Origin of the sequence: Frisingicoccus sp. (assembly GCF_048388605.1) — a bacterium.
Classification (GTDB): Bacteria; Bacillota; Clostridia; order Lachnospirales; family Lachnospiraceae; genus Frisingicoccus.
This window is the reverse complement of record NZ_DBGCTU010000042.1, coordinates 1-26,920: the sequence shown is the minus strand read 5'-3', so window position 1 is coordinate 26,920 and position 26,920 is coordinate 1. Positions and strand designations below refer to the sequence as shown.

Here is a 26,920-nt window from a genome sequence, read left to right as displayed (position 1 = left end):
TATCAACAGTATATTTAAGAGGGTAATTTATGCATCTCTCTATTTATTATTATTATTATTGCCGCAATTGGAAAGTAATATTTTCATCTAATACCAACACTAATACCTAAATATCATCGATCCAATAATTTTAGTTGCTGCAAGCTATTATTGTTTATTAGGTCTTTCTCCTTTCCAGCCCTCGCACTGCCAATATAACCATCGGAATCATACAATGCATCACATATCTCGATTTTAATTCATAAAAAATCAAAACTAAAAATGTACCGAACATTAGATAGATAAGCATACGATATCTCTCTCTGCCTTTGCCATCCATGTTCCTCATACCTAAAATCATAAAGAAAAATAACGCCAAATACTGTGCCCGACAAAATGAATTTATAAACTGTCTTCCCCGTTGTTCATCATACATTAAATAACGAGTAACTGGTGTTTCATACTCAAATTTGTCTGTAACAATAGTTGCATCCGGTCCAAAACCATATCTTTGTGCCTGATATGTTCCCTGAGACCATTCCCAAAATATTTTTCTTCCAAAGAGTTTTACATTCTGTTCTATATTTCGGCTAATCAAAAGATTATAAAAATCAGAAAAATACTTTGGCCCATCTGCAATTTCGTTATGCATAAAGCCAAATTCCTCTTCATTAATTCCCATCCAAAAAAGCGACCATATTGACCCATCGGTTGACTCCTCAAGCCGAAAATGATTATCTACTATCTCATCACAGCCTTTGGGAATAGCCCAAGCAATGATAACAAATACACATAATATTAACATTTTTTTGCAATGCGCCAAAAATAATTCTTTTTTAAAGCGAAAAATATAATCTATTACAATTGCTGCCACAAATAAAAACGCCAACACACGCAAACTACAAGCAATTCCCAAGGCAACAGACATTATGATCATATTTTTCCAATTTTTTTCTTTTGTATAAAAATAAACTGCTGCTGTACACAAAAATAGAACGGGCAAATCGAAATATACATGATTACAATACATAAACAGCGGCAAATACGTCGCTACCAAAATAAAAATAATTTTAGGATATTTATAATCAAAATTCTTACCAATCTTACTCAGTAAATGGGCAGTTGATAAATAGAGAATAACATTAATCACTCTAAAGGATAGTATATTTTTAGGTAAAAATACTCCTAAAACACCATAAAACATAGAAACTTTTATATTTTTTATGGTCATTTGAAGATACTCCGAAGCTAAGATCCCATCAATATCCCCTCGTGAAAAAAACATAGCTCCTTCAGTCACATAAGCCATATCAGAAAACGGCTTTAAAGGAACCAACAAAACATATAATATCCCTATGATTCCAAAAACAATCCATAACACGAAGTAATTCATGTGATTTTCAATCTTTTGAGCATGTTTGTGCAAAAAATAATAACACATTACTATAAAAACCAATAATATTATATCCATAACTGAATTCCATGTGAAATATGGATAATCTGCCATATGATATTTAGCTTTTACAACCAATGCGCCACAAAAAATAATTATACAAAAAACTATCCAAAATTTGATTACAAAAAAATCTATTACTTTTATAATTTTATCCATTATTCTCCCATCATTGACTCTCTTATCATTTTTTCGCAGCTTGGTGAATTTTCAAAATAACTATCAATGTAAATATTAACGTTGTTATTAGCATCAAAGCCAAATATAAGTAGCAAGCTCCATCTATGGCAAATCGTTGAACAGATATTGGTGACAAGACAGCTGCTAAAATAGCCGCTACACCATAACCTAAAATAATACTTTTTTGATCTCTCATTATTGTTAAAACAATCACCATGAACGAAGCCAATGCTAAGACTCCGCCTCCCGCTAATAATACCAACATATTTGCTTTGTAATTCGATAAATCTGTATTATATAAAATTGATAACACCGGAATTCCTAAAAGATAACCGCCAACAAGCGCCGCAACTGTAATCACAACAATATATCCACACTGCTGAAATACTCGCTTGACAAACTGCCGGACTTTTCTGTCGCTCCATTCCATTGCCATTTTCGTCAATATTGGCTGAAAAATAAATGTACTTAACAGGCCAATTACAAATACCGGCATAGAAATAAATCCATAACAGGCCTGAACTTCCTCTCCCAATTGGGCATCAATGGCATATTTAGGCGCATTTCCTATGTAAAACGACAAAAAATTACTTATGCACAACGGAAAACATTCCCACAATAAATTCCTAATATTAATTGGCTTTATCTCACTGTTCTCTCCTCGAAATTCTCCATATGTCCTCATAATCATTGCAACACATGACAATATACTGATAACAACTGTCAAAATTAATGTTGTTAATAAATTTCTGACAACAAACAGTCCTGCGATAAAAACCAAAATAGTAATGCTTATGCGAATAGTCATTACTTTGGCGCCAATGTCTAGCCGTCCCTTTTGTTGATACCGGCCAATATATACATCTTCTACCGCATCGATTAATTTTAAAATGCACATAAAAAAGATAACAGCAGCTTTATCAAAAGAATATTCCTGGACACTTACAACATAAACAATATAGCCAATCGTTACCAAAAACATTGCCAAAGCGGAAATGTATCTGGCCCACCGATATTCCCTGAAATTATACTGTTCATTTATATCCGTTGCCTGAAAAGGCCGAATCCCATATTTACCAATTGTTAAAAACAAATTTGCGCTGGCATATGCAATTGTAAAAACACCTGCATCATACAATCCTAATGTCCGCGTTAAAACCATTAAAATTATGACCGATTGAAAGGCGTTTAGCATGCCGCCACAAGTATTCCATAAAAAAGCTTTTCTTTGAATATTATCTATTTGATTTTGCTTATCACTCACTCGTCTTCTCTTCTCTCTATTTTAATCGATGAACATCTATCTCCCAACCTCTATAATATAATTGGAACTCCTCTATAATATTATACTGTTTCAAATATTCTTCTATTTCAAATAGTGGGTTATACGGAAAAGTCAATAAAAATATTTCTTCATATTCATGATAAGGGATTCCATTTCCATCCATTAAAACCTGAATATTCACGGTATCCATCCGAGTATCGACAGTAATTTCCCCACTGCTATCATCATAGTATAAGTTTTTATCATACCATCTTCCAAACAACGAAACCCATGTCATATCTGTCACTGCTTCATAGATGGGCGCTATAAGGATAAGTTTATTATCATCATAATTTATCTCTCGCAATACCTGCTGAAATGCTTCCTCGAAATATGAAAACTGCCGATTATATATGGCGCTCTGGGTCATTTCAAGATAGGGAACTAAACCTGGATGTGTCTCCTCTGTTCTTATCTCATTATTCTCCCCCCGGACAAATGTTCTTGTCGTTATTATTTTTGTTTTTCCTATATCAATTTGATTGCAGGCCATTAAAGTTATGGGGTCAATCGTATAAAAACTTTGTATCAACATTAAAACTGACACAATTCCACATATCCAGGCTTGTATGGTCTTTCTTTCAATACAAGTAATAGCTACAGCAAAAAAAATTATCAAGCATGGTATGAAAGGCATTATATACCTTATATGACAATATGTAATATATATATACTGAAAAACAACAAAACAGCCAGAGGCCATTATAATTGGCAAAAATTCTACAATCTTTCGCCAAAAAACACCTCTATTTCCTGAAATTAATCTTTTAATTATAAATAACAAAGCAATAAAAATACAGAGACATAATAACCAATTAAAATTTAAAATAAATAACTCCTTAGTCTTAATAGCAATATTCGCCGGATGAATTCCTACTTTATCCATTCCCGAACTGCTCATACTCAAACTGTCTTTTCCTTGCCGCCATAACATGCCAGCTCTCTGGAACACCAAAAACCATATTGCCGGCATTATAAAAGAAATCAGCCTTTTTATCTCTTCCACACAAAAAAATAGACATTTCTTTTCTTTTATACTTTCGCATAATTTAATTAGAAACCACCCTGATGCAAGGCCAAATAATAATAAAATGCCCGTTTCCTTACTAAAAACCAAACACATAGAAGCGTATGCAAGAACAATATTTTTCTTGTATAAAAACGCCCAAAGAACAATTACAAAAAAACATGTCATAGGTAAATCTAAATTTATTTCATAGATAATTCCAAGACACAAAGGGTTAAATGCCAGAATTGAAGTCAATAATCCTATTACCAAATAAGATAACTTAGGAAATAAATTTTCAATAATTTTATAAAAGCAACTTATTGCAATAGCCCATAATATTAAATTGATTATTCTTATACCAGTCATCCCATATGGAGTTATAAAAACTCCTATTAATCCCAAAACCGAATATGCCAGACATTGATGCCCTCCTAATCTTAACAAATTCAGAGAATCAAAAGAGAAATTCCAACTCTTTGCTAGCTGTAAATAATGGTAATAGATATCCGTATCCAGCCTTGGCCATATATCTAGGGTCTCAACTGATAAAAAAACAAATAAAACAAGAACTACATATAATAACCAATGTTTTTTTATATTTTCCCACTTTATTATGCTATATTTTATACTAGCCAACGTTCTTATTGTCAAAATCAATACTGGAATATTAAATGCCAACAAACCGCACATAATTATCATCTTATAATCTTTTACTGTTGTATTACTAATAATCGATAAATCCCAAAAAAACGCAAAAACACCATATAAAGGTAGTAATTGCAAATTTCTATCTCTGGATGGCTTCTCAATTTGAGACATAGCAAAAGCCAATAAAGATATCAGCAATCCCAAAGCCACACCAAAGCGACTTTTATATGGCTGGTTTGTAGAATAAAAAATAAAATCTAGCAGAAATATAGCAATTGTAAAAAAATATAACCATTGCCAATAACTTATTTTTAATTTCGTTATCGTTAACTCTTTATTTATCTCCAAAATTAATCCTTTCCTTCTCCACTACAATAGGCCTCTTATTCACCTTTGTTAATACTACACTTAGATATTCTCCCAAAAGACCTGTAAAAAACAATTGCAATGTTCCCAAAAAAGCTAACCCTCTCACACTACATCTTCTTTCGGCTAATGAGTCCGGATAACGTAAAATTTCTTGCACTATACTAATCCACCAAAATATCAACGTGAAAAAGGATGACAAACATCCAATAATAGTCATCAACCTTATCGGCATCTTAGATGTGTAAATTAAAGAGGATATAGCAAAATCAAAATTTCTCCATAAATTATAACTGGATTTTCCATGTTTACGCTCACGCTGCGTATAGGGAACTAGTTTCACCTCATATCCTAATTCAGCTATAATATGCCGAATAGACATTTCATACTCTCCCATATCTTTTATCTGTTGATAGACAGATGCATCTATTGCCCCAAAACCTGTCATATGCTCATACTGGGGAATTTCCGAAAAATGTTTTATTATTTTATAATAAACACTTCTTAGATAAACCTTTAGTCTATCCTCTTCACTTTTTTCTTTTTGGCCCATAACAATTTTATACCCTTGCTCCCAGTACTTCAAAAATACCGGTATCATTTCTGGAGGTGTCTGCAAATCACTGGCAATGGAAATAATAACATCACCGCTTGCGCTAAAACAACAGTTTTTTCCAGAACGGGCCGGGCCAAAATTTCTTGTATTCAAAATAACTTTTACTTTTGTATCCTTTCCGGCTAATTCCCTGAGTAAATCCTGAGTATGATCCTTCGAATCATTATCCTCAAATATTATTTCATAATCATATTCTGGCATTGTTGACATAATTTTTGTTAATTTTTCGTAAACATCATAAATGTTTTCTTCTTCATTATAACAAGGCACACATAGACTAATTTTTTTGCTCATAACACATTCCCCTTATCTTGGTAAATTATCATGCCAACACATAAAATAGTTATCATGACCTATCTCTTTAAAGAACTCTTTTGCTTCAGGCATAGCTGCTGGTGCACATACAAAGCAAAGTACTGTAGGCTTCCCATACAGCCATTCTTTTCCTGTTGAACTTACACCACAAAAAACTATTCTCTTTGTCTTATCAATAACCCCAACAATTTTTGCATTTGGATAATTCTTCTCAATGTATCTATGAATCATATCTGCAGACTGAGTAATTCCCCATAAACAATATTCAAACGCGTCTTCTTTATTATATTTTTCATCCAATAAATCTTTTGCATCTCCAATAGCTTCAAAATAATCCGTACGAGATGTATCTCCCTCATAGAATTGACTGATTTCAAACATGTCTTTATATTTATTATAAGCATCCATAACTCTTTTTGAAGCATTATTAAGCATTTTGTGTTTGAATTCTTCATATTCAACAGGCTCTGGATTCCAGTTGATTTCATCGAACTCATCTTTAGAATAGATATGCATCAATTTACTCACAATTGCAAATCGATAGGAGAGCTGATCTTTTGCCAATATGACCGGTATTCCCATAGCCGCACAAGGTAAGGCTGCATGTAATCGTGTAGTAATTATTAAACGTGCTTTATCCCTGTACTCACCATACACTTCTTTAGCTTTTGCTTCTGTGCCATCTGGACATTCATCTGACATATATACATGATTTCCAAAAACACATTCTTTCTTAATTTCCCTTGGAATTTTCTTAACAAAACTTTCTGGTACATCAACACAAAACACTTTACTTGGAACATTATCTGAACTAAATTTTCTCTTAGGAAATGTGGCTGTCATACAACCATTTAAATAGCAAATAATATTGTATTTTCTCAATACTTCCATCGTAAACTGGTCTCGGCAACCAATTGGCTGGAATTTTTTCAAATACTCTACCTCTTCTGAATCCAAATGATCTGACAAAATTGCCATGCCTAAAAACACAGGAATTATGCGATCCGAGTATTGAGTAATCACAGCATCATGAGAATACCCATGTAAAGGAAAAGAAATCGGTAAGACTACATAGTCTCCATCATATGTAGCCAACTCATTAAATGGAATACGTACCACTTCGTTGTAATCAATTCCCATATAACGGTATAAATTTTCAATTGCCAATAGTTGAATATCATCCCCTATTGTGCATCTCCCATTTCTGGTCATGACTATATTTGCAAATTTCATCACTTTGTCTCCTTAATATTTATCATTTATCTAAAATCTTTCTCAGTCAAAATTGTATCTTCTTCCAGTCTCCTAGAGGCGGTCTTTCCCACAATTTCATCAATTCTTCCCGGAGTTATACCAGTTCCCGGGCGCTTAAATGTCAACATACTGCGTTCTATTCTTTGTCCCGGCTCTATGGCACAAGTAGTCACTATCGATCGCCTTGCATTCATACGTGCCGTTTTCTCAGTATCCAAACATTTTAATTCCTTTTCTCCTTTTATTTTTTGAATAAACTCCAATCCTGCCTTTATCTTTCTTAAATCTTCCGGATTCATTGCATGATAATGATCATTTCCTGGTAATGTTTTATCCAAAGTAAAATGTTTTTCAATTACTTTCGCACCAAATAAGTACGCCGTTTTAATAACATCCATACACTCATCTGGTTTAGTATGGTCAGAATACCCTATAATGGCTTCCGGATACGTCTCTGCCAAGGATTGTATCTTTAATAAATTTGCATGTTCATAAGGAGTAGGATATTCCAAAACACAGTGCAACAATGTTAAAACATTATTATTATTTTCTGAAATAACCGAAACTGCCGCATCAATCTCATCTTTATTGGATGCACCAACAGACAGTAATATTGGCTTTCCTTTTTTGCTCATATACTCAATAAACGGTATATTAGACAAATCCGATGAAGATATTTTATAGCTTGGCATTAAATCTTCTAAATAATCCGCAGACTGAAAATCAAACGGCGTTGATAAGAAGTCCACATGTAATTCTTTTGCATATTTAGATAATTCTATATATTCTTTTTCTCCAAACAGATCATACTTTTTAAATAATTCAAACTGGGACGTTGTTGTTTCTTCCGATGTATCCCAATATGACGGTGAATTCTTAGCAGCCAAAGTCTCCGCTTTATAAGTTTGAAATTTCACGGCATCAATACCCGCATCTACTGCTTCTTTCACCATTAATTTTGCCGCATCCATCAGCGATATATGCTCTTTCTTAGCAATATCATAATAATTTACTCCAATTTCTGCAATCAAATAGTATCCCTGATTTTTAATCTTTTGGTACATATTCATTTTTTATTCCCCCAAAATCAATTTTTTAACTCGATACACGCCATTTTCTAAATCTAATTTCCCCATCTCATTCTTTATCTGAACTCGAATCTGTGGACAATTGATTAACCATAATATGGTTTGATAAATTGTTTTATCGTCTAATTCCTTTCCCAGACCCAGATTAATGAAACCATTAGATAAATAGCCAAATTCATGTGTCAATTCTCTTTCATTTTGTGCCATTATAATCGTAGGGACTGTCATATATGCTAACTCATACATTGTTCTTCCCTGAGAAGCTATCGCCAGATCTGCTTGACTCATATATATACTTAATGTTTTCACATCCTGCATTAACGTATATGATATATTATTTGCATTTTCAGCAATTAATTTTTTAACTTTTTCTTTATCAGTATTTCCCGCTCCTATAATAACCGTAACATGGAAAAAATAGTCTTTGGGAAAACTATTAAAAATCGAAATAATTTTTTCAGTCAAATGACTTGGGTCAGTCCCTCCAAAAGACACCAATACTTCCTGTACAGATCTTTCAACATTTTTTTTCTTGCGGACGTTCAAAAACTCTTCTCTCAAACAATAATAATCACTTCCCCAATAAAAATTATTTCTTTGATTCTGGCAACCATATAAATCGTTAATAACCGCATCGGCGTAAACTGCGCCTTCTCCTAAATCCTCCAAATTTACTACACGTACCCCACATCGGGTCAATTCTCTCATATATTCTAAAGAAGTATTCAAAATATCATTAACAACTATATCCGCATTTTCCAACTCTACATGATATATAATATCTTCATCATTTTTAATTATAATATAAGGATATCCGCTTGCCTCTATGCGTTGAATAGCAATATCTGACTTCTCAGATATAACAAAGCATACTTCATGTTCAAATAAAATATCTGCCAACTGCAGCCCTCGATAAATATGGCCCATGCCAATTTCACTGTAACCATCTAAGCGAATTAGTATTTTCTTCTTACTAAGCTCTTTTTCAGCAATCAGCCAATCATATTCATTGATAATCTCCAGGCCTTCATTTTGGGCAATTTGAAAAACATATACGCTTTTTCCGATACGACTCCCGTTATTAAGGTTTTCTCGATTACAAATAACAAAAGTCCCTGTTTCCACTAAATAATCAGGCAATAATTTTCTGTTTCTTCTTTCTGTATACTTCGGAATATAAGCAGTTCCTCGCCTTTCCCACGCCAAATGCGGTTGGTTAATAGCACTTAATATCGTGTCATATGACATAGTCATGAACATATCCAACCCACTGTCAATTGTTTCAGATTTTATCAAAGGAGAGGTCGGCTGTAACGTTACTATGATATCATATTTCATTTGTTTATCATTCTCAACATCTAAAACAGCCTTACAGATAATGGGATCCAGAGTAACTTCCGGATTATCATCATTCTGCATTACTGAACTATGAATAGCCGGAATTGAATAATAATCACATACATGTAACATTGCATCATCATTCGTAACGACAACAATATCCGCTTTCCATTTACATCGCTTGGCTGCTTCAATAACATAAGAAATTAATGGTTTTCCAGACAGTATTCTTAAATTTTTTTTAACAATTGCATATTGCCCTCCCATATCTGGAATGACAAACAAAATATTTTTCATATGTTCACCTACTTAAACTGACATTCCTCATATATATCTTCGGCCAAAAATGGGTAAAGATCATCTAATGGCGGAGATATTATAGAACCATCCTCTGCCTGTTTACTCATAATTCTCGGTTCGATAGCTTGGTCGTAATCCTGCATAATTTCACATAAGGCATACCCTTCAATTTGATAAAAATCTTTTAGCTTTTCCGGTAATTCCGCATGATTTCTAATTTTTATATATGGAAATCCATACGCTATTGCAATTTTCTCAAAATTTGGCAGGCCAACTCCCGTCTCCGGAGAACAACCTGTATATCGTCCATTAAAAAAGTTCTTCTGTGTACGCACAATCGCCCGATAGCCACCATTATTACAAACAAATATTTTGACTGGCAAATTATATTGGATTATTGTCTGCAATTCTTGTAAATTCATTTGAATGCTGCCATCACCCGTAATTAAAGTAATTTCTTTTCCCGAACCAACAGCTGCTCCAATAGAGGCCGGCAAATCATATCCCATGGAACCACAATTCATATTATTAATAATCCTTTGTTTCGATGTTTCAACACCCATCTGTAATATTTGTCCTGCGATACTGCTATTGCCTAGTACAACTATTGCCTCATCATCCAAAATTTTTCTAAGTTCTTTATTAAAATAATATGGATTCACTGCATCACTTTTTTCAAACTTTTCCAAATACACCGGAAAACGCTCTTTCAGCTTTTTACAATAATCAAGCCATCCGCACGTATCTTTATAAGCACCTGAAATACAGTCGTTTAGTGTTCTAATCACTTTAACAATGTCTTCATTAATAGCGACATCTATAGACAATGTAGGTTTTTTCAATTCTTCATTGTCTACATCTACAACCATTTTCCTGGCCTTCGGTGCAAATGCCTGATAATTAAACCCAATCTGACGAAATGCCATACGACAGCCCATACCTATGATTAAATCTGCATTCTGGACAATAAAATTTCCTGCGCGCCCCCCATTTACCCCAAAATTACCAAAATAATATGGATGATTTGTATTAACTACATCTGCGTTATAAGTTGCCGTCAAAACCGGAATTTTCATTTTATCCATAAGCTCATAGAATTCATCTACACAATGGCTGCTCCGCAAAGCAGACCCTGTTAAAACAACCGGTCTCTTCGCCTTTGATATTTCTTTTAAGAAAAGATTCGGATTCCATTCTGACTCATCATTATTAACTTCAAATATTCTAACCGCCTCATCATCCAGATAGCCACCCTGAATATTTAGCGGAACATCAACCCAACATGGGCCCCTTCGCCCTGTATCTGCTATATGTATAGCCTTTTCAATCTCATAAACTGCATTCTCTGGTTTCGAAACCATGACTGCATACTTAGTAAGATTTTTTACAGTGCCAACGATATTGTGTTCCTGCTCCCCCAAAAATCTAAGATTCAAACCTGTGCTTTGAATCGAATTTTCATATTTTACCTGCCCAGATATAACAAGTATAGGATAATTATCCTGAAAAGCCCCTAATACACCTGTAAGTGCGTTTGTTCCTCCCGGCCCCGAAGTAACACAGACCGCTGCCATTTTCCCCGTAGCACGTACATATCCCTCGGCAGCCATTGAGCAAGCTTGCTCATGATTCATATACTTAACTTCCAGTCCTTCATGATGCCCAAAAGCATCATTTAAAAACATAGCTCCGCCACCAACAACTGAAAATACTGTTGTAATTCCATGCTTTACAAGTGTATCCGCAATAATATCGGCAATTCTTTTCTTCATAACTTTTCCCTTCCATTATTGATATAATAAATCTATTTTATTAATTTGGTTCTTTATCAAGTCATACCATTTATATAATCTTTGAATAGACATATCCACAATTGTACATTCAAAGTTAAATTCTTTTCGCAACCGCTCATTTGATGCTGTATATTCTATGCCCATTCCTTCACTTCCTATATATATAGGCAAATTTTTCCCAGATACAGCATTAATTTTCTCTGCCAATTCTTTTAGTTCATATCCTTTTCCAGACACAGCATTATAATTATTATAAGATGGTTTGTTCTCAATCGCCCATTCAACAATCTTACACAAATCAACTATATCCAAATAATCCATACAGCGATTTTGTCGAATCGTTATTGGAAGATTATAGATAGATTTACATATTGCATTAGAAATAAAACGACGTTTCCAATCTTCATTCTCACCAAATATACCAAAAAGCCTAAAATTATAAACATTCGGTACCGAATTTATCATTTCAGACATCAAATATAAACACAATCCATATGTATCTTCAGGTATTCTCCGTCCAAAATCTATTTCTTTTATATTTTTTATACTCAATTTCCTGTCGTATTCAGCACCCGAACCAAAATATATCATTTTATCATACAAATCATTATACTTTATAAGATTAGCAAACATCCGAAGCCTTAATTCCATATAATTATCCGGACAGCCTCGAACATCCAAACAATTGACAACACAATCAACACTGTGCTGTCTTAAATAAGATTTTAATTCGCACTCATTTAAAACATTAAGTACAGAACTGGATGGTGCCAATACCTCATAATCTTTATCTTGCAAATTTTTACATATATTGCTTCCTGTAAAGCCAGATGCTCCCAACACTAAAATCTTTTTTTTACTCATCTTTATTTCACAGCTTCCTTGATAGTACGCGCCATATAATCAATCATCTCATCCGTCATACCCGGATATACTCCTACCCAAAATGTATCTTTCATAATTCGATCTGTATTCGTAAGTTCTCCTACAACCCGATAGCCCTCACCTGATTTTCTCATTTCATCAAAACATGGATGCTTAATCAGATTTCCTGCAAAAAGCATACGTGTCTGAACCCCATGATTTTCGACATACTGAACGATTTTATTTCTGTCCACACCTTCTTTACATGTAATCAAAAATCCAAACCAGCTTGGATTCGAGTCTGGACAGGCTACAGGCAAAATTAATTTATCTTCAACAGACACCAATGCCTTTCTCAATCTTTCAAAATTATGTCGACGCCGTTCTACAAAGGAAGGGAATTTTTCCAACTGGGCGCAACCGATAGCGGCTTGCATATCCGTAGCCTTAAGGTTATAACCAAAATGAGAATATACATATTTATGGTCATATCCCAATGGCAACTCACCATACTGTTTATCAAAACGATGCCCGCATAGGTTATCCTGCCCCGAGGCGCATACGCAATCACGTCCCCAATCGCGGAAGGAGCGAATGCATTTATTTAATAATGGATTATTGGTATAAACTGCTCCACCTTCACCCATAGTCATATGATGTGGAGGATAGAAGCTGGAGGTGCCAATGTCACCAATAGTACCCGTGAATTTTTCTTCTCCGTTAATTGTGTACTTCGAACCCAAAGCATCACAATTATCCTCAATCAACCAAAGATTATGCTTATCACAAAACTCTCGAACCGCTTTTAAATCAAATGGATTCCCCAAAGTGTGAGCAATCATGACCGCCTTTGTCTTATTTGAATAAGCTTCTTCAAGCATATTCACATCGATGTTATATTGTGGAATAGTCACATCAACAAATACAGGCACTGCTCCATACTGAATAATAGGCGTTACAGTCGTTGGAAAACCAGCCGCTACAGTAATAATCTCATCACCACGTTCAATTTTTCTTTCGCCTAAAAGCGGAGATGTCAATGCCATAAAGGCATTGAGATTCGCAGATGAGCCCGAGTTCACTAATGAACAATATTTCACTCCAAGATACTCACCTAATTGCTTTTCGAATTGACTCGTATAGCGTCCTGATGTTAACCAGAATTCTAAGGAACTATCCACTAAATTTACCATTTCAGAACTGTCATAAACCCTGGACGCATAAGAAATTCTATCTCCCTCTTTAAATTCCTTTTTCACATTATGAAACGTATCACAGTATTCTTTAACCAGATTTAAAATTTCTTCTTTGGCCTGTTTTTCTGTTTTATTCTCAAACACAATTTTCTCCTCCACCTAAAAATTCTTTTATCTGTTCATCCATACACTTCGAAATATTCTGTCCAGCCAAATAATCTTTTGCCCATTCTACTGTATACCTAACAGCATCTTCAACATGCCATCTTGGTTGCCATCCAAACACATTTTTTAATTTGGAACAATCTAATTTCAAAAAATTCGCCTCATGGGGGCCTCCCAGAAAACGGTTTTCCCAGGTTTGACCTTCGCCCCAGAATTTGCAGAACATATCAACCAAATTTCCGGTTGTAACGCAATCACAATCGTCTGGGCCAACATTATAGAACCCTGCATATCGTTTATCTTCATATTGTTTCCGCACAATCATTAAATAAGCGGCTAATGGTTCCAACACATGCTGATAAGGGCGTGTTGAATGTGGATTTCGAACAATAATAGTCTCACCCTTTTCCGCGGCTCGCATACAATCCGGTATAATACGGTCATTCGCAAAATCACCGCCACCAATTACGTTTCCTGCCCTTGCCGTTGATACAGCCACATCCATTTCATTAAAAAATGAATTTATATAACTGTGTGTAACAAGTTCTGAACAGGATTTACTGTTGCTATATGGATCGTATCCATCTAAAGGATCGTTCTCTCTGTATCCCCATTCCCATTCATTGTTGTGATATACTTTATCCGTTGTCACATTTAAGAATGATTTAACGCAAGAATTTAGTCTTACACACTCGCAAATGTTTACTGTGCCTATTACATTAGTTTCATATGTATAGACCGGATTCTTATATGAATCCCGCACAATTGGCTGTGCAGCCAAATGCATTACTATTTCAGGATGATATTCCCTAAAAGCATTCTTTAAGTGTTCTAAATCCCGAATGTCGCCAATAACAGATTTCATCTGATGTTCTAAATGAAGCAATTCAAATAAACTTGGTTTAGTTGGTGAATCTAATGCATACCCAACAACATTAGCTCCCGCATTTATCAACATTTTGCACAACCATGTCCCTTTAAAACCTGTATGTCCGGTTATCAACACCGTTTTTCCTTTAAAGAATCCCATATTCATTGCATTATTCCCACACTTTCCAAGGGGCATTTCCGGAATACCACATCTTCTCTAAACATTCTTTTTCACGTTGGGTATCCATACACTTCCAAAAGCCATTGTGTTTATACGCATTAAGCTGTCCATCTCTTGCTAATCGCTGCAAAGGCTCCTTTTCAAATACAGTATCGTCCCCATCAATATAATCAAAGACTTCTGGATCCAGCACCATATATCCAGCATTAATTCTGCTGCCATCAGCATGTGATTTCTCACGAAATGCCTTAATATCCATATTATCTTTATCAATATCCAATACCCCAAATCGCTGTCCCACATGAACCGCTGTTAAAGTAGCTATCTGTTTTTTTGATTCATGGAATTTAATTAGCGCATTGATATCTATATCCGATACACCATCTCCATATGTCATAAGAAAAGATTCATTTCCTATATACGGCTTAATTCGCTTAATTCTGCCACCTGTCATAGTTTTTAATCCAGTATCCACTAAGGTTACTTTCCATGGTTCCGAAACATTATTATGTACAATCATTTTATTTTCATGTCCAAAGTCAAACGTTACATCCCCATTATAAAGATAGTAATCAGCAAAATATTCTTTTATCATATGCTGTTTATAACCACAGCATATGATAAATTCATTATGACCATAGTGACTGTATTCCTTCATAATATGCCACAATATCGGCTTTTCGCCAATTTCAATCATTGGCTTTGGTTTTAAATGGCTTTCTTCGCTAATTCTTGTTCCAAATCCACCCGCTAATATAACTACTTTCATTGTTGTACCTCACTATTTTACTTTTGCACCCTAATTAACATATTGAATTGCACCATCTATATAATGCTCGACACCAGCCATATCCTCATAATACAAATGGACATTATACTTACCTACATCATATCTATGATTATTTTTACTAACTACTAAAGACGCTGTATTTCCATTACGATTTGCAATATACCAATTCAAATCATCTTGGCCGCCCTTTTCTGACCATACAGGTACTCTGACATTTTTTATGCTATACAGTGCATGCACATCATTCACTGTTATCGTGAAACTTCCATTGCCATTATCTACAATAGATAATTTACCCCGTTCAGCTTTACTCTCATCCATCTGAACTTGTGTAGTTATTCCCTGAATAAAATGCAAAGCACCACTTGGCTCCTCAACATATGAATGTACCTGATACTGCCCTGTTGTATATTTATGATTTCCAGACTTTACATCGACTTTCCACTTACTGCGGTTAACTTTATCTGCTACATACCACACCAAATCATCCTGTCCATCTTTATCTGACCACACAGGCACATATACTTTTCCGATGCTATATGACGGTCTCAAATTAGTAATTTCTACGGTAAAATTCCCATTCACATCATCTTTATTAGTAATCGACACAGCCGGTTTCAGATTTTTATCAATTGCTACATCATGAACCATAGATGAAATAAAATGTACTGCACCTGAAGGCTCCGCATAATATAAATGTATATTATATTTCCCTTGATCTAACTTATGATTACCCACATCCACAGAAGTGTTCCATACATTTCCCTGCTTTTTTGCTTCATACCAAATTAAATCATCCTGCCCATTCTTATTAGACCATATCGGTATGTATACTTTTGAAATCTCATATGGAGCATTAACATCCTTAATCTGAACAGTAAAATCTCCACTGGCCTGCTTATTAACTACGGCAAGCGTCCCCTTTTCCTTTTTTTGATCACTCACTGTAATTTCTGTAGAAGTAGATTTTACGCCATGCATCGCCCCATTCGCGTCACATACATATACATGAATTTGGTATTTCCCCGAATCATACCTGTGCTCTGAGCCCTTTACATTAACAACCCATTTGCTTCCGCTTTTCTGTGCTTCGTACCATACTAAATCATCCTGATCATTTTCCTCAGACCATACAGGCACTAACACTTTATTAATTCTATATGGAACGGACAAATTTGATATTTCTATTGTAAAATTGCCATTCTCTGAGTCTTTATTAGTAATCTCAACATCCACTCCAACACTATGATCTACGATGGCTTCAGCATTTGTTGTCTTAATGAGGTGATTGACCCCACCCTGTTCGATATAATATAAATGCATATTATATGTACCATCATCCATATTATGGTCTCTAAAATCGACTGTGATATGCCATGTATTTTCACTCTTCTGAGCCTCATACCACACCAAATCATCCTGCCCATTTTTAGCAGACCACACAGGCACATATATTTTTTCAATCACATATGGAGCCTTTACTCCTGTTATCTCAATATCAAATTGCCCATCTGTTGTCGGTGTGACCGAAATTTCTCCGCTTTCTTTGTTGTATTGTAAGCCATAATATTCTACAATAGCTTGGGCATCTCTTCTTCCCATCTCATCAACCTTTGCGGAATCTCTTAAAAATGATAAATCTCCCGGATTATCCATATAGGCATGCTCAATAAGCAATGACGGAATTCCCATCATTGTACCATGCCGGTTTATTGCATAATAGTCCCAAGTATTGCCATCATCATATGAACCGCCATCGCTGCCATAATCTCTTGTACGTATACCTCGATTTCCAAGCCCCATTTCCGAAAGTTTTCTCATAACGACTTCAGCAAGGCCTTTAGACTCCAGATAATAATCCGAATACTTTGAAATATAAATTTCTGTACCATTGGCAGCATACTGGTAGCTTCCGCTTCCCATTGCATTATTATGAAGACTAATCAACAAATCTGCATGTAAATTTGCAGCACGTGTCACTCTGGCCTCCAGGCACTCCATTCCGTCACTCTCTTCCGGACACTCACTCCATTCACGGTTAATGTAGACCTCAACACCATCATATTTTTCAAGCTCTGCTTTCATAGCCAATGCAATACGCCAGTTTAAATCTGTTTCCCAAACCCCATTAATCCAATCCCGGGTATTACATCCCGGATCATGTCCCGGATCAAGGACTATAACAAATTTTCCATCATTGCCATATATTCCCGTAAACTGACTAATGGAAAACAGGCTAATTCCATTATCTACCGAATTTCCGATGTCAACACTATAGACTGAATAAGCCAAAATATCCGAAAATGCAGACAAATCATATTCTTCCACACCATTCTCGGTTTCAAGAATCAAAGATGTAAAAGCATATCTATCTGCTTCATTCTGATTATAATCAATCTCAAAAATCAAGGCATTTTCTTCGATAGCAGTAAAATCATACGCTATCTCTGCACCTTTATCCTCAGCGTTTCCCCGTAACGTAGCCTTCGTAACTTTTTGACAGTTATTCAGCAAAATCTGAATTGTCTGTCTATCACCGGCAAATATATCTTTAGATTTTATAGAAACATCCACGATTTCGTATGCGATATCTTCTTCCGTCTCTGTCTCCATTACCTCATTCGCTTCATCTGTCTGCGCCGTTTCAATCGATTCTCCTGCCCCTTCTGTCATACCGATAGTCTCTTCCGTTCCGGTCTCTTCTGATTCTATTTTACCAGCAGTTTCCCCTGACTCTGGAGTTTCCTCACTCTCTATTGAAATAGTCTCCTCTTCTGCAAATACCGATAATGGAGTAATAGAATTTACAACCATTGCTGCACACAGTAACAACATGCAACCACTTTTTATCCTCTGCTTCAAGTCACACTACACCCTTTCACGCTAATTACTGTAATATTTCCAGATACCGCCTTAACGCATCCTGCCATTCCGGCAGCATTTTAAATCCGGCATTAATCAACTTTTCTTTTGACATCCGGCTGTTAAACGGCCGTGCCGCCTTTGCCGGATATTCCGCTGTTGTCAGCGGCGTTACTTTAACATCCAACCCGGCCTGTCTAAATATTTCGCAGGCAAATTCATACCAACTGCAAAGGCCATCATTGGTTACATGATAAGCGCCATATTTATCCGTCTGAATCATATCAATAACCAGCCTTGCCAGATCATAGGTATATGTTGGCGAACCGATCTGATCCGATACAACGCCGACAGCGCCTCTCTCTTTGCCAAGCCGGAGCATTGTTTTAATAAAGTTATTGCCGTTCACACCAAACACCCATGAAATACGAAGGATAAAATGTTTCTGAACCAGCTCCTGCACGGCCAATTCTCCTTCATATTTTGTCTGTCCGTAAACATTTAACGGCTGCTTTTCATCATCTTCCTTCCAGAAATTTTCTCCCTGTCCATTGAAGATGTAATCCGTTGAAAAATACATCATCGGAATATCCATCGTCTTACATACTTCCGCAATATTCCGGGTGCCGTCTACATTAATTTTTCGGCACAATTCCTGATTATCCTCCGCCGCATCCACTGCCGTATAGGCCGCACAGTGAATCAGAGCATCCGGCTTATAATCTTCTATAACCTGTTTTACCTGTCCGGCATCCGTGATATCCATATTATCCACATCTGTGCCAAACATTTCAAGTCCACGACTTTCGCCCTCGCGAACCACATCATACCCAAGCTGCCCTTTGACGCCTGTCACTAATAATTTCATAATCTGTCTCCATACATTTTTTCAAAATACTTGGTGTACTCGCCGCTGATAATATTCTGCCACCATTCTTTGTTATTCAGATACCATTCGATTGTCTGGGCAATTCCCGTATCGAAATTGTATTTTGGCTTCCATCCAAGCTCTGTTTCCAGCTTTGTTGGATCAATGGCATACCGCATATCGTGTCCCGGACGGTCTTTCACATATTTAATCAAGCTCTCCGGTTTATCCAGGGCTTTCAGGATGGTTTTTACAACTTCAAGATTCGTACGCTCGTTATGTCCGCCCACATTGTAAACCTCTCCAATGCGTCCGTTTCTTAAAATCAAATCGATCGCCGCGCAATGGTCTTCCACATGCAGCCAGTCACGAACATTTTCACCTGTCCCGTATACCGGAAGTTCCTCATCCGCCAATGCTCTGGATATCATTAACGGAATTAATTTTTCCGGAAAATGATATGGCCCATAGTTATTGGAACAGCGGCTCACAGTTACAGGCAGACCAAAAGTGCGATGATAAGCCAGAACAAATAAGTCCGCGCTTGCCTTCGAACTGCTGTAAGGACTGGACGTATGCAGCGGTGTTTTTTCCGTAAAGAATAAGTCTGGGCGGTCTAACGGCAAATCGCCATACACTTCATCCGTAGACACCTGATGGTAACGTTTTACGCCGAATTCTTTAGACGCATCCAAGAGTGTTGTCGTTCCCAGAACATTCGTAATTACAAAAATCTCAGGATTTTCAATACTCCGGTCTACATGGGATTCCGCCGCGAAATTGACAACCGCATCAAATTTCTCTTTTTCAAATAAATCGAAAACAAACTTCCGGTCTGCAATATCTCCTTTAACAAACTTATAATTCGGTTTATTTTCTACCGGTTTTAAAGTTTCAAGATTACCCGCATAGGTTAATAAATCCAAATTGACGATCATATCCTCCGGGTATTTATTTACCATATAATGGACAAAATTTCCTCCAATAAATCCGGCGCCGCCGGTAACTAATATCTTCATCGTTTATTTTTCTCCTTCATACACAAAATTCACATCACTGTCAGTCAGCAGCGGGCCGTTCATATCTTTCTCTGATAAAATCGGATCCAGCCCCTTCAATAAGCTACCCCAATCCACGCCTATTTCCGGGTCATCATATCGAATTCCCCGGTCATGTTCTTTTGAATAGAGATTATCGACTTTATATTCAAATTCCACATCATCTGTCAATGTCAAAAATCCATGGGCAAAGCCTCTCGGAATATAAAACTGCCGTTTGTTCTCCGCACTCAGTTCCGCGCTCACCCACTGTTTGTAGGTTGGCGAACCTTTTCTCAGATCAACAGCCACATCAATGACAGTTCCCCGTGTACAGCGTACCAGTTTTGCCTGGGACATTGGGTTGTTCTGGAAATGAAGTCCCCGGAGCGTCCCCTTTTTGGCGGACATCGATTGATTATCCTGGACAAATACATTGTCGATTCCAATTGCTTCATATTTGGCTGTACTGTAAGTTTCCATAAACCAGCCTCTGTTATCCCCAAAACAATCCGGCTCTATAATCTTTACCCCCGGAATCTTAGTTTCTATGACCTTCATAATTCAACTCCTCTTTTTCCAAAAACTTTCCATCTAATACATCTCTTAAATAAGCACCATACTGGTTTTTCTTATAAATTTCATAAATCTCCTCAAGCTGCTCTTTTGAAATCCAGCCTTTAAGATAAGCAATCTCTTCAAGGCATCCGATTTTTCGATGCTGGTGAGTTTCCACTGTCCGTACAAAGTTTGTTGCATCCACCAGCGATTCATGAGTTCCTGTATCCAGCCATGTAAAGCCCTGGCCAAGAAGGGTTACTTCCAGCTCTCCATTTTCCAGATAAATGCGATTCAAATCTGTAATTTCCAGTTCCCCTCTTTCAGATGGCTTCAAACTTTTAGCATATTCAACTACCCTGTTATCATAAAAATAAAGGCCCGTCACACAGTAATTTGACTTTGGATGCTTCGGTTTTTCCTCAATAGAGATGGCCTTCCCGTCTGCATCAAATTCCACAATTCCAAACCGCTCCGGGTCATCCACATAATATCCAAACACGGTCGCACCGCTCGTTTTTGCTGCTGCCGCTTTTAATCGTTTTTCCAGGCCATGGCCATGGAAAATATTATCTCCGAGAATCATCGCAACAGAATCATTGCCGATAAACTCTTCTCCGATAATAAACGCCTGAGCAAGTCCATCCGGACTTGGCTGTATCGCGTAAGAAATCTCTATACCCAACTCATGTCCGTCCCCTAAAAGCGATTCAAATCTCGGCGTGTCATCCGGCGTGGATATAATCAAAATTTCACGAATTCCTGCCCGCATTAATACGGCCAGCGGATAATAAATCATCGGCTTATCATAAATAGGCAATAACTGTTTTGATGTTACTTTTGTTAATGGATATAAACGTGTGCCGCTGCCCCCAGCCAATATGATTCCCTTCATAACTATGTACCTCCACTTGTTTTTCGTTTTAATACCTTTATTTTTTTAAAGAAAAATCCCATTTATACAATGTAAGATTCGGATTATATGCTGGATCTCCATCGGAAATATATTTTCCCCATTTACTTCGAAACAAATCAATCTCCTGATTGAAGCGTTTCATTTTTTTATAATTATCATCCGCGCCACGCGTTTTAGACTCATAATGATATGCTTCTGCAAATGGGGTATAAACAATCCGTAACCCTTTATTTACAATTTTCAGACAAAAATCGACATCATTAAATGCAACTTTGTAAGAAGTGTCCATGCCGCCCACTGCCTCATATATTCCTTTTTTTACAAGCATACACGCAGCTGTTACCGCACTATAATTTTGGCAGCAATTAATCCTCCCCATATATCCGTTTATATTTCCATCACAATTTAAAAAAGCATGGCCCGCTATTCCACCATATCCAACAATAATTCCCGCATGCTGAATAGTTCTATCTGAATAATACAATTTGGCTCCTACAGCGCCAACATCCTTCCTGCTGCATACACCAACCATTTCAGCCAATACATTCTCCCCAATGAGTTCGACATCATTGTTCAGCAGCAACACATACCTCCCTTTAGCATTTTTTACTGCGTAATTATTGATGGTCGAATAATTAAATTCTTTCTTCCAATGTAAAACTCTGACATTCTCAAAAGTTTTTAACAAATACTTATAATACTCAAAAGTTTTTCCTTCTACACTATTGTTCTCAACAATTATTATTTCATAATTTTTATATTTCTGCTTCTGTATTACGGAATTCAGGCATTTTTTCAAATCCCCTATATGGTCCATATTCGGTATGATGATACTCACCATCGGCTCTGACAGCAATTTATATCGAACCCGAAAGGTTCCCTCCACAATTCCGTTAGATATACTTATATTATACCCCATTCGTATCAAATGGTCTCTAATAATACCTTTAATTATTGTATTTTCTTTGGTGCATTCCTGCATATCATGATACAGCACAATTGGAATATGGTCAATATTTGCACCAATTTCTATCAGCTGGAAAATAATTTCATATATATTCGCCTTATCCTGCTGCTGTACTCTAATAAAATCAAGCTGTTTTCGCCTAATCAAAACGACATTGCCAATATAATTATAACTTAATAATAAATCATAATTAAAATCTGGTTTAAACACCGGTCGGCTATACTCAATATCATGGTCGCAATATATGATATCTGCTGCAGGATTTTCTCTTATTCTTTGATAGAATTCATATAGGGCATCTATTTCAAAATCAACATTGCCCTGCACCAGTAATATATACTCGCCGCCTCCTGCATACATATTCGAATAAATTCCTCTTGGTTTATATATCTGTTTATCCAACTTGCTGATTGTCTTTTTCGATATATTATCTTCCAAAAAAATAATGTCAATATTCCTGTTGAGTTTATGGATTTCTCTTATATTCCATGACCCTTTACGCTTAAATACTCCGTTTTTTTTATACCAGGTTGAATATCTCGGCTCAGGAATAAACTTTCTTTGCACTCTATGCATCGCCCCCGAAAATCCTTCTCTTTTTAAATAAAAAAATAATTTCAGAACAGTCCAAATTATTTTTTGTTTAATCATTAATATCTCTTTCATATCAGCACCAAATAATCTGCATAACTTTCCTTATCCATCCATATTTTAAAACATTATATTTAATAAAAAAAATAATTTTATCTTTTTTCCTTTTTTGCAGCAAACAACTATATTCAAATAGCAGTCTTTTTTCTTTTTTGTTATTTTCCATATATTTTCCATATAATTTTAAAAAATATTCCGTCTGAACTGCAGATAAACCTATGTCTTCTCTAAATTTTTTTCTTCCACGTTTAAAACGCTGCCACATATAAGCGACACTTTGGGCATCCACAGCCCCTACTGAATTACTTTCATGCTGCCGATAACTTATTGTGCTTTTATTTAATATGACCGCTTTTCCAAACACAGCGGCAATCAGGGCCGCAAAATGGTCATGCATTAAAATTTTATTCGAATTCTTTACCTTCTTCAGCATTTCGCACAACGTCTTATTCATCAAAACAGTACAGCCTGTCACATTATTTTGTATCAATAAATTATTCAAAACAATTTTATCCGGCAAATTCATATATTTTAAAAATGAATCTGCCATAATATTGCCTTTTGAATTAACTACTCGCAAATCTGTACTCACTAATATCGGATATTTTTTTCCTAGCTTTCTTTCCAACTGTCGCATACAACGAAATGTTGTCTCAATTTTATCTTTATCCCATATGTCATCCTGGTCGCAAAACATTGCATACTCATGCTTTACGTCTTTCAATAATCTGATAAAATTGCCTTTAGCGCTACCAAAGGGAAATTCATTTATACTCAACGTAATTCTATCAGGATATTTCATTACATATGTTCGTAAAATTTTTTGAGTATCATCGCTTGAACAATCGTCTCTCACAATTAAATGCCAATTTGTATATGATTGCCTCAAAATAGAATTCAGTTGTTCCTCTAAATACTCTCCGCCATTATATGTGGCCAGCAAAATATCGATCATATCCTAAAACCGCCATTTCCACTTTTTAAAATATATCATCATTGACTTTAAAAAAGATAACACCCCACTTAGCGAATGCATATTATCCCTCTTCCAATCATGATATACATATCCTTCAGGATAAAATATCAACTTTTGATACTTTCTTGCCCGCCGTGACAAATCAGCATCCTCATAATACATAAAAAATCTATTATCAAAACCTTTTAATTTTTTAAACAATTGTGTCCGTATCATGAAAAAACATCCGGTACATGAATCTATCTCTGTCGCAGTTTCTAATTTTTCCATCTTCCGAGTATATTCATCTCTAAAATGTTTAAATGGCTTGAATTTGCTAACAATAACGTACCTAATTGATGGATCCCGCTTTGGCAAATATTGTTCTGTTCCATCTCGATTTAATACTTTAGGAGTAATCATCCCAACGTCATCATTTTCTTCCATATACGACACCAGCTTAGAAATAATATCTTCCCCGAAAACGATATCTGGATTAATCACCAAATGATACTTTGATTTAATCTCTCTCAAGACTTTATTATGACCATATCCAAAGCCACCATTATAGCTATTTTCTATGATACTAACTTCGGGAAATACTGACTTTATCAACGGGACAGTGCCGTCCGTAGAACAATTATCCGAAACAATCAATTTGAAATTTTTAATTTTTGTCTCTTTCAGTATTGATTCAATACATTCTTTAATGCATGTTGCATTATTGTATGTCACTATGCATGCTGTTACCGATATATTATCCATAATATCTCTGCTTCCTAAAATCATACTTCATTGTTATGATTAATAATTTTCTTATCTTCAGAATATTGCATAAATCCTATGTCGTCATCCTTATTAAAAGCCTCAGTACTGTCCCCCTTGAAAAGAACAATTAATGTTTGCAATATTAACTTTATATCTTTCCATACACTATAATTTTCAATATACATTAAATCTAAAATCAACTTATCCCTTGGTGAAGTATTATACTTTCCGGCAATTTGAGCATATCCAGTTAAACCTGCTTTCACTCGAAGGCGATATTCAAACTCAGGCAGTTCTGCTGTATAGCTATATACATTTTCAAGCATTTCCGGGCGGGGGCCGACAACACTCATTTCCCCTTTAAGTATATTAATTAGTTGCGGAAATTCATCAATTCTAAACTTTCTCAATATTTTACCTGTCTTCGTAATCCGACTATCTCCGGCTGTCGAAGAGTAATTCGTAACATTCTCCTTCATTGTTCTGAATTTATAAACCTCAAACACTTTGCCGTTTTTGGTTGCCCGTTTCTGTTTAAATAATATTTTTCCTCCATCCTCAAATTTAATGCAAATTGCACTGACAAGCCATATTGGACTACTTATAATCAGCCCAGCAATTGATATTACAACATCCATCATTCGTTTAATAAAACGCTGTTCTATGGATAATTCCTCTACTGTCGCCTGAATTAATGAAACATCATCCAACACAACATGCTGTGCATTAAATGCAACCACATCTGGGACTTCTGGATTAAAATAGATATTTCTTGAATGCCTGTAGCAAAATTCAAATATTTCCGTTCTATCTTTCACTGGAACATCATACATAAATATCGTATGGCTCTTTAAAATCGTATCAAATAAATCCTTTGCACGATAATCCAGAACATATTTAATTTCATATTGCTTTTTATACTTAGAAACAACTTTACATATCTGCTCCAATGAGTTCTCAGACGAAGTTATAACACAACATATCTCTGGCCTATTCATCCGAAAATAAAAATAATTCCCTAAATATGTCATTAAAACAATTAATACGATCTGCAAACCAACCACAATTATAAGCAAACCGGCATTCTCGAATTTTAAAGTTGCGTTATTGTCCGGGTTGGTATTCATAACCGACAACTGGACATACGTAACTATATCTGTAATAAAAACAGCCAATCCTAATGAATAAATAATAGGTTTACTCTTTCTTCTGCCGATATCAAATCGCCCATAAGCAGCTGTCATGCCTATCCCCACTGCACAAAAAGTCAAAAGTGTTACCGCCAAAGTCCTGGATGGCCTGGATAAAGGAGGATTGGGGATTGAAAAAAGTCCAACAAAAATCCACAGTAAACATACATACAATGCTGTTTTCCACAAAAAGAAAAAAGTTCTTTGAAATTTCTTCACTAACCATTTCATTTTTATTTGCCCATTCCCCAAAAAAGTATTTTTCGCAAAAAAATTAACTTTGCCGTAATAATTGTAATAATTATAACATTTTTTAATCCTAATGTCTATAAAACGCCAATTTATGCCCTACAAAAACAGGGCCGAAACTAAAATCCGACCCTGTTTTTCTTCTAATCCAATGTAAATGGTGCAATCGA

Annotated in this window: 21 protein-coding genes; all 21 read right to left on the bottom strand. The window is 35.7% G+C overall.

All coding sequences use genetic code 11. The features are described from left to right. Positions 1-157: 157 nt before the first annotated feature. The 21 genes from ACMN7X_RS11425 to ACMN7X_RS11325 are packed head-to-tail and all read right to left on the bottom strand — an operon-like array spanning position 158 to position 26,732. Positions 158-1,591 (bottom strand): hypothetical protein, encoded by a 1,434-nt coding sequence (locus ACMN7X_RS11425; protein ID WP_418747592.1) that lies wholly within the window; start codon positions 1,589-1,591, stop codon positions 158-160. A gap of 25 nt (positions 1,592-1,616) precedes the next feature. Next, positions 1,617-2,876, bottom strand: coding sequence for a lipopolysaccharide biosynthesis protein (locus tag ACMN7X_RS11420; protein WP_418747591.1), 1,260 nt, complete (start codon positions 2,874-2,876; stop codon positions 1,617-1,619). A 16-nt stretch (positions 2,877-2,892) separates the two neighbouring features. Continuing rightward, entirely contained in the window at positions 2,893-4,941 is a 2,049-nt protein-coding gene (locus tag ACMN7X_RS11415) for a hypothetical protein (protein ID WP_418747590.1), read from the bottom strand. Then, complete coding sequence (locus tag ACMN7X_RS11410; protein WP_418747589.1) at positions 4,928-5,869, bottom strand: glycosyltransferase family 2 protein; 942 nt, start codon at positions 5,867-5,869, stop codon at positions 4,928-4,930. Before ACMN7X_RS11410 ends, ACMN7X_RS11415 begins: the two co-directional genes overlap by 14 nt. A 12-nt stretch (positions 5,870-5,881) precedes the next feature. Beyond that, the gene (locus ACMN7X_RS11405) at positions 5,882-7,123 is read right to left on the bottom strand and encodes a polysaccharide pyruvyl transferase family protein (protein WP_418747588.1); all 1,242 of its coding nucleotides are present in this window, start codon (positions 7,121-7,123) and stop codon (positions 5,882-5,884) included. 26 nt (positions 7,124-7,149) lie between these two features. Continuing rightward, positions 7,150-8,214: an N-acetylneuraminate synthase family protein gene (locus tag ACMN7X_RS11400; protein WP_418747587.1), complete on the bottom strand. Its 1,065-nt coding sequence runs from the start codon at positions 8,212-8,214 to the stop codon at positions 7,150-7,152. 3 nt (positions 8,215-8,217) lie between these two features. Continuing rightward, a complete protein-coding gene (locus ACMN7X_RS11395; protein WP_418747586.1) occupies positions 8,218-9,867 on the bottom strand; it encodes a cytidylyltransferase domain-containing protein in 1,650 nt (549 codons plus the stop codon). 8 nt (positions 9,868-9,875) lie between these two features. Next, positions 9,876-11,642, bottom strand: coding sequence for a thiamine pyrophosphate-binding protein (locus ACMN7X_RS11390; protein ID WP_418747585.1), 1,767 nt, complete (start codon positions 11,640-11,642; stop codon positions 9,876-9,878). Between the two features lie 15 nt (positions 11,643-11,657). Then, positions 11,658-12,527 (bottom strand): NAD-dependent epimerase/dehydratase family protein, encoded by an 870-nt coding sequence (locus ACMN7X_RS11385; RefSeq protein ID WP_418747584.1) that lies wholly within the window; start codon positions 12,525-12,527, stop codon positions 11,658-11,660. 2 nt (positions 12,528-12,529) lie between these two features. Further along, positions 12,530-13,867, bottom strand: a complete 1,338-nt coding sequence (gene rfbH / locus ACMN7X_RS11380; protein WP_418747583.1) for a lipopolysaccharide biosynthesis protein RfbH — start codon at positions 13,865-13,867, stop codon at positions 12,530-12,532. Beyond that, the gene (gene rfbG / locus ACMN7X_RS11375; RefSeq protein ID WP_418747582.1) at positions 13,860-14,954 is read right to left on the bottom strand and encodes a CDP-glucose 4,6-dehydratase; all 1,095 of its coding nucleotides are present in this window, start codon (positions 14,952-14,954) and stop codon (positions 13,860-13,862) included. The genes rfbH and rfbG overlap by 8 nt, the downstream gene beginning before the upstream one ends. After that, complete coding sequence (gene rfbF, locus ACMN7X_RS11370) at positions 14,929-15,708, bottom strand: glucose-1-phosphate cytidylyltransferase (RefSeq protein ID WP_418462917.1); 780 nt, start codon at positions 15,706-15,708, stop codon at positions 14,929-14,931. The genes rfbG and rfbF overlap by 26 nt, the downstream gene beginning before the upstream one ends. A gap of 30 nt (positions 15,709-15,738) precedes the next feature. Next, entirely contained in the window at positions 15,739-18,591 is a 2,853-nt protein-coding gene (locus ACMN7X_RS11365) for a GBS Bsp-like repeat-containing protein (protein WP_418747581.1), read from the bottom strand. Positions 18,592-18,616: 25 nt separating this feature from the next. After that, the gene (gene rfbD, locus ACMN7X_RS11360) at positions 18,617-19,459 is read right to left on the bottom strand and encodes a dTDP-4-dehydrorhamnose reductase (RefSeq protein WP_418747580.1); all 843 of its coding nucleotides are present in this window, start codon (positions 19,457-19,459) and stop codon (positions 18,617-18,619) included. Then, positions 19,456-20,478: a dTDP-glucose 4,6-dehydratase gene (gene rfbB / locus ACMN7X_RS11355; protein ID WP_418747579.1), complete on the bottom strand. Its 1,023-nt coding sequence runs from the start codon at positions 20,476-20,478 to the stop codon at positions 19,456-19,458. The genes rfbD and rfbB overlap by 4 nt, the downstream gene beginning before the upstream one ends. 3 nt (positions 20,479-20,481) lie before the next feature. Continuing rightward, positions 20,482-21,057 carry a dTDP-4-dehydrorhamnose 3,5-epimerase gene (rfbC, locus tag ACMN7X_RS11350; protein ID WP_418747578.1) on the bottom strand — a complete coding sequence of 192 codons (576 nt, stop codon included), beginning with the start codon at positions 21,055-21,057 and terminating at the stop codon, positions 20,482-20,484. Continuing rightward, a complete protein-coding gene (gene rfbA / locus ACMN7X_RS11345) occupies positions 21,038-21,949 on the bottom strand; it encodes a glucose-1-phosphate thymidylyltransferase RfbA (RefSeq protein ID WP_418747577.1) in 912 nt (303 codons plus the stop codon). Before rfbA ends, rfbC begins: the two co-directional genes overlap by 20 nt. Before the next feature lie 37 nt (positions 21,950-21,986). Beyond that, positions 21,987-23,588: a glycosyltransferase family 2 protein gene (locus ACMN7X_RS11340; protein ID WP_418747576.1), complete on the bottom strand. Its 1,602-nt coding sequence runs from the start codon at positions 23,586-23,588 to the stop codon at positions 21,987-21,989. 16 nt (positions 23,589-23,604) lie between these two features. Beyond that, the gene (locus tag ACMN7X_RS11335; protein WP_418747575.1) at positions 23,605-24,543 is read right to left on the bottom strand and encodes a glycosyltransferase family 2 protein; all 939 of its coding nucleotides are present in this window, start codon (positions 24,541-24,543) and stop codon (positions 23,605-23,607) included. Between the two features lie 3 nt (positions 24,544-24,546). Continuing rightward, positions 24,547-25,308, bottom strand: coding sequence for a glycosyltransferase family 2 protein (locus ACMN7X_RS11330; RefSeq protein WP_418747574.1), 762 nt, complete (start codon positions 25,306-25,308; stop codon positions 24,547-24,549). 20 nt (positions 25,309-25,328) lie between these two features. Next, positions 25,329-26,732 (bottom strand): sugar transferase, encoded by a 1,404-nt coding sequence (locus tag ACMN7X_RS11325; protein ID WP_418747573.1) that lies wholly within the window; start codon positions 26,730-26,732, stop codon positions 25,329-25,331. Positions 26,733-26,920: the final 188 nt, after the last annotated feature.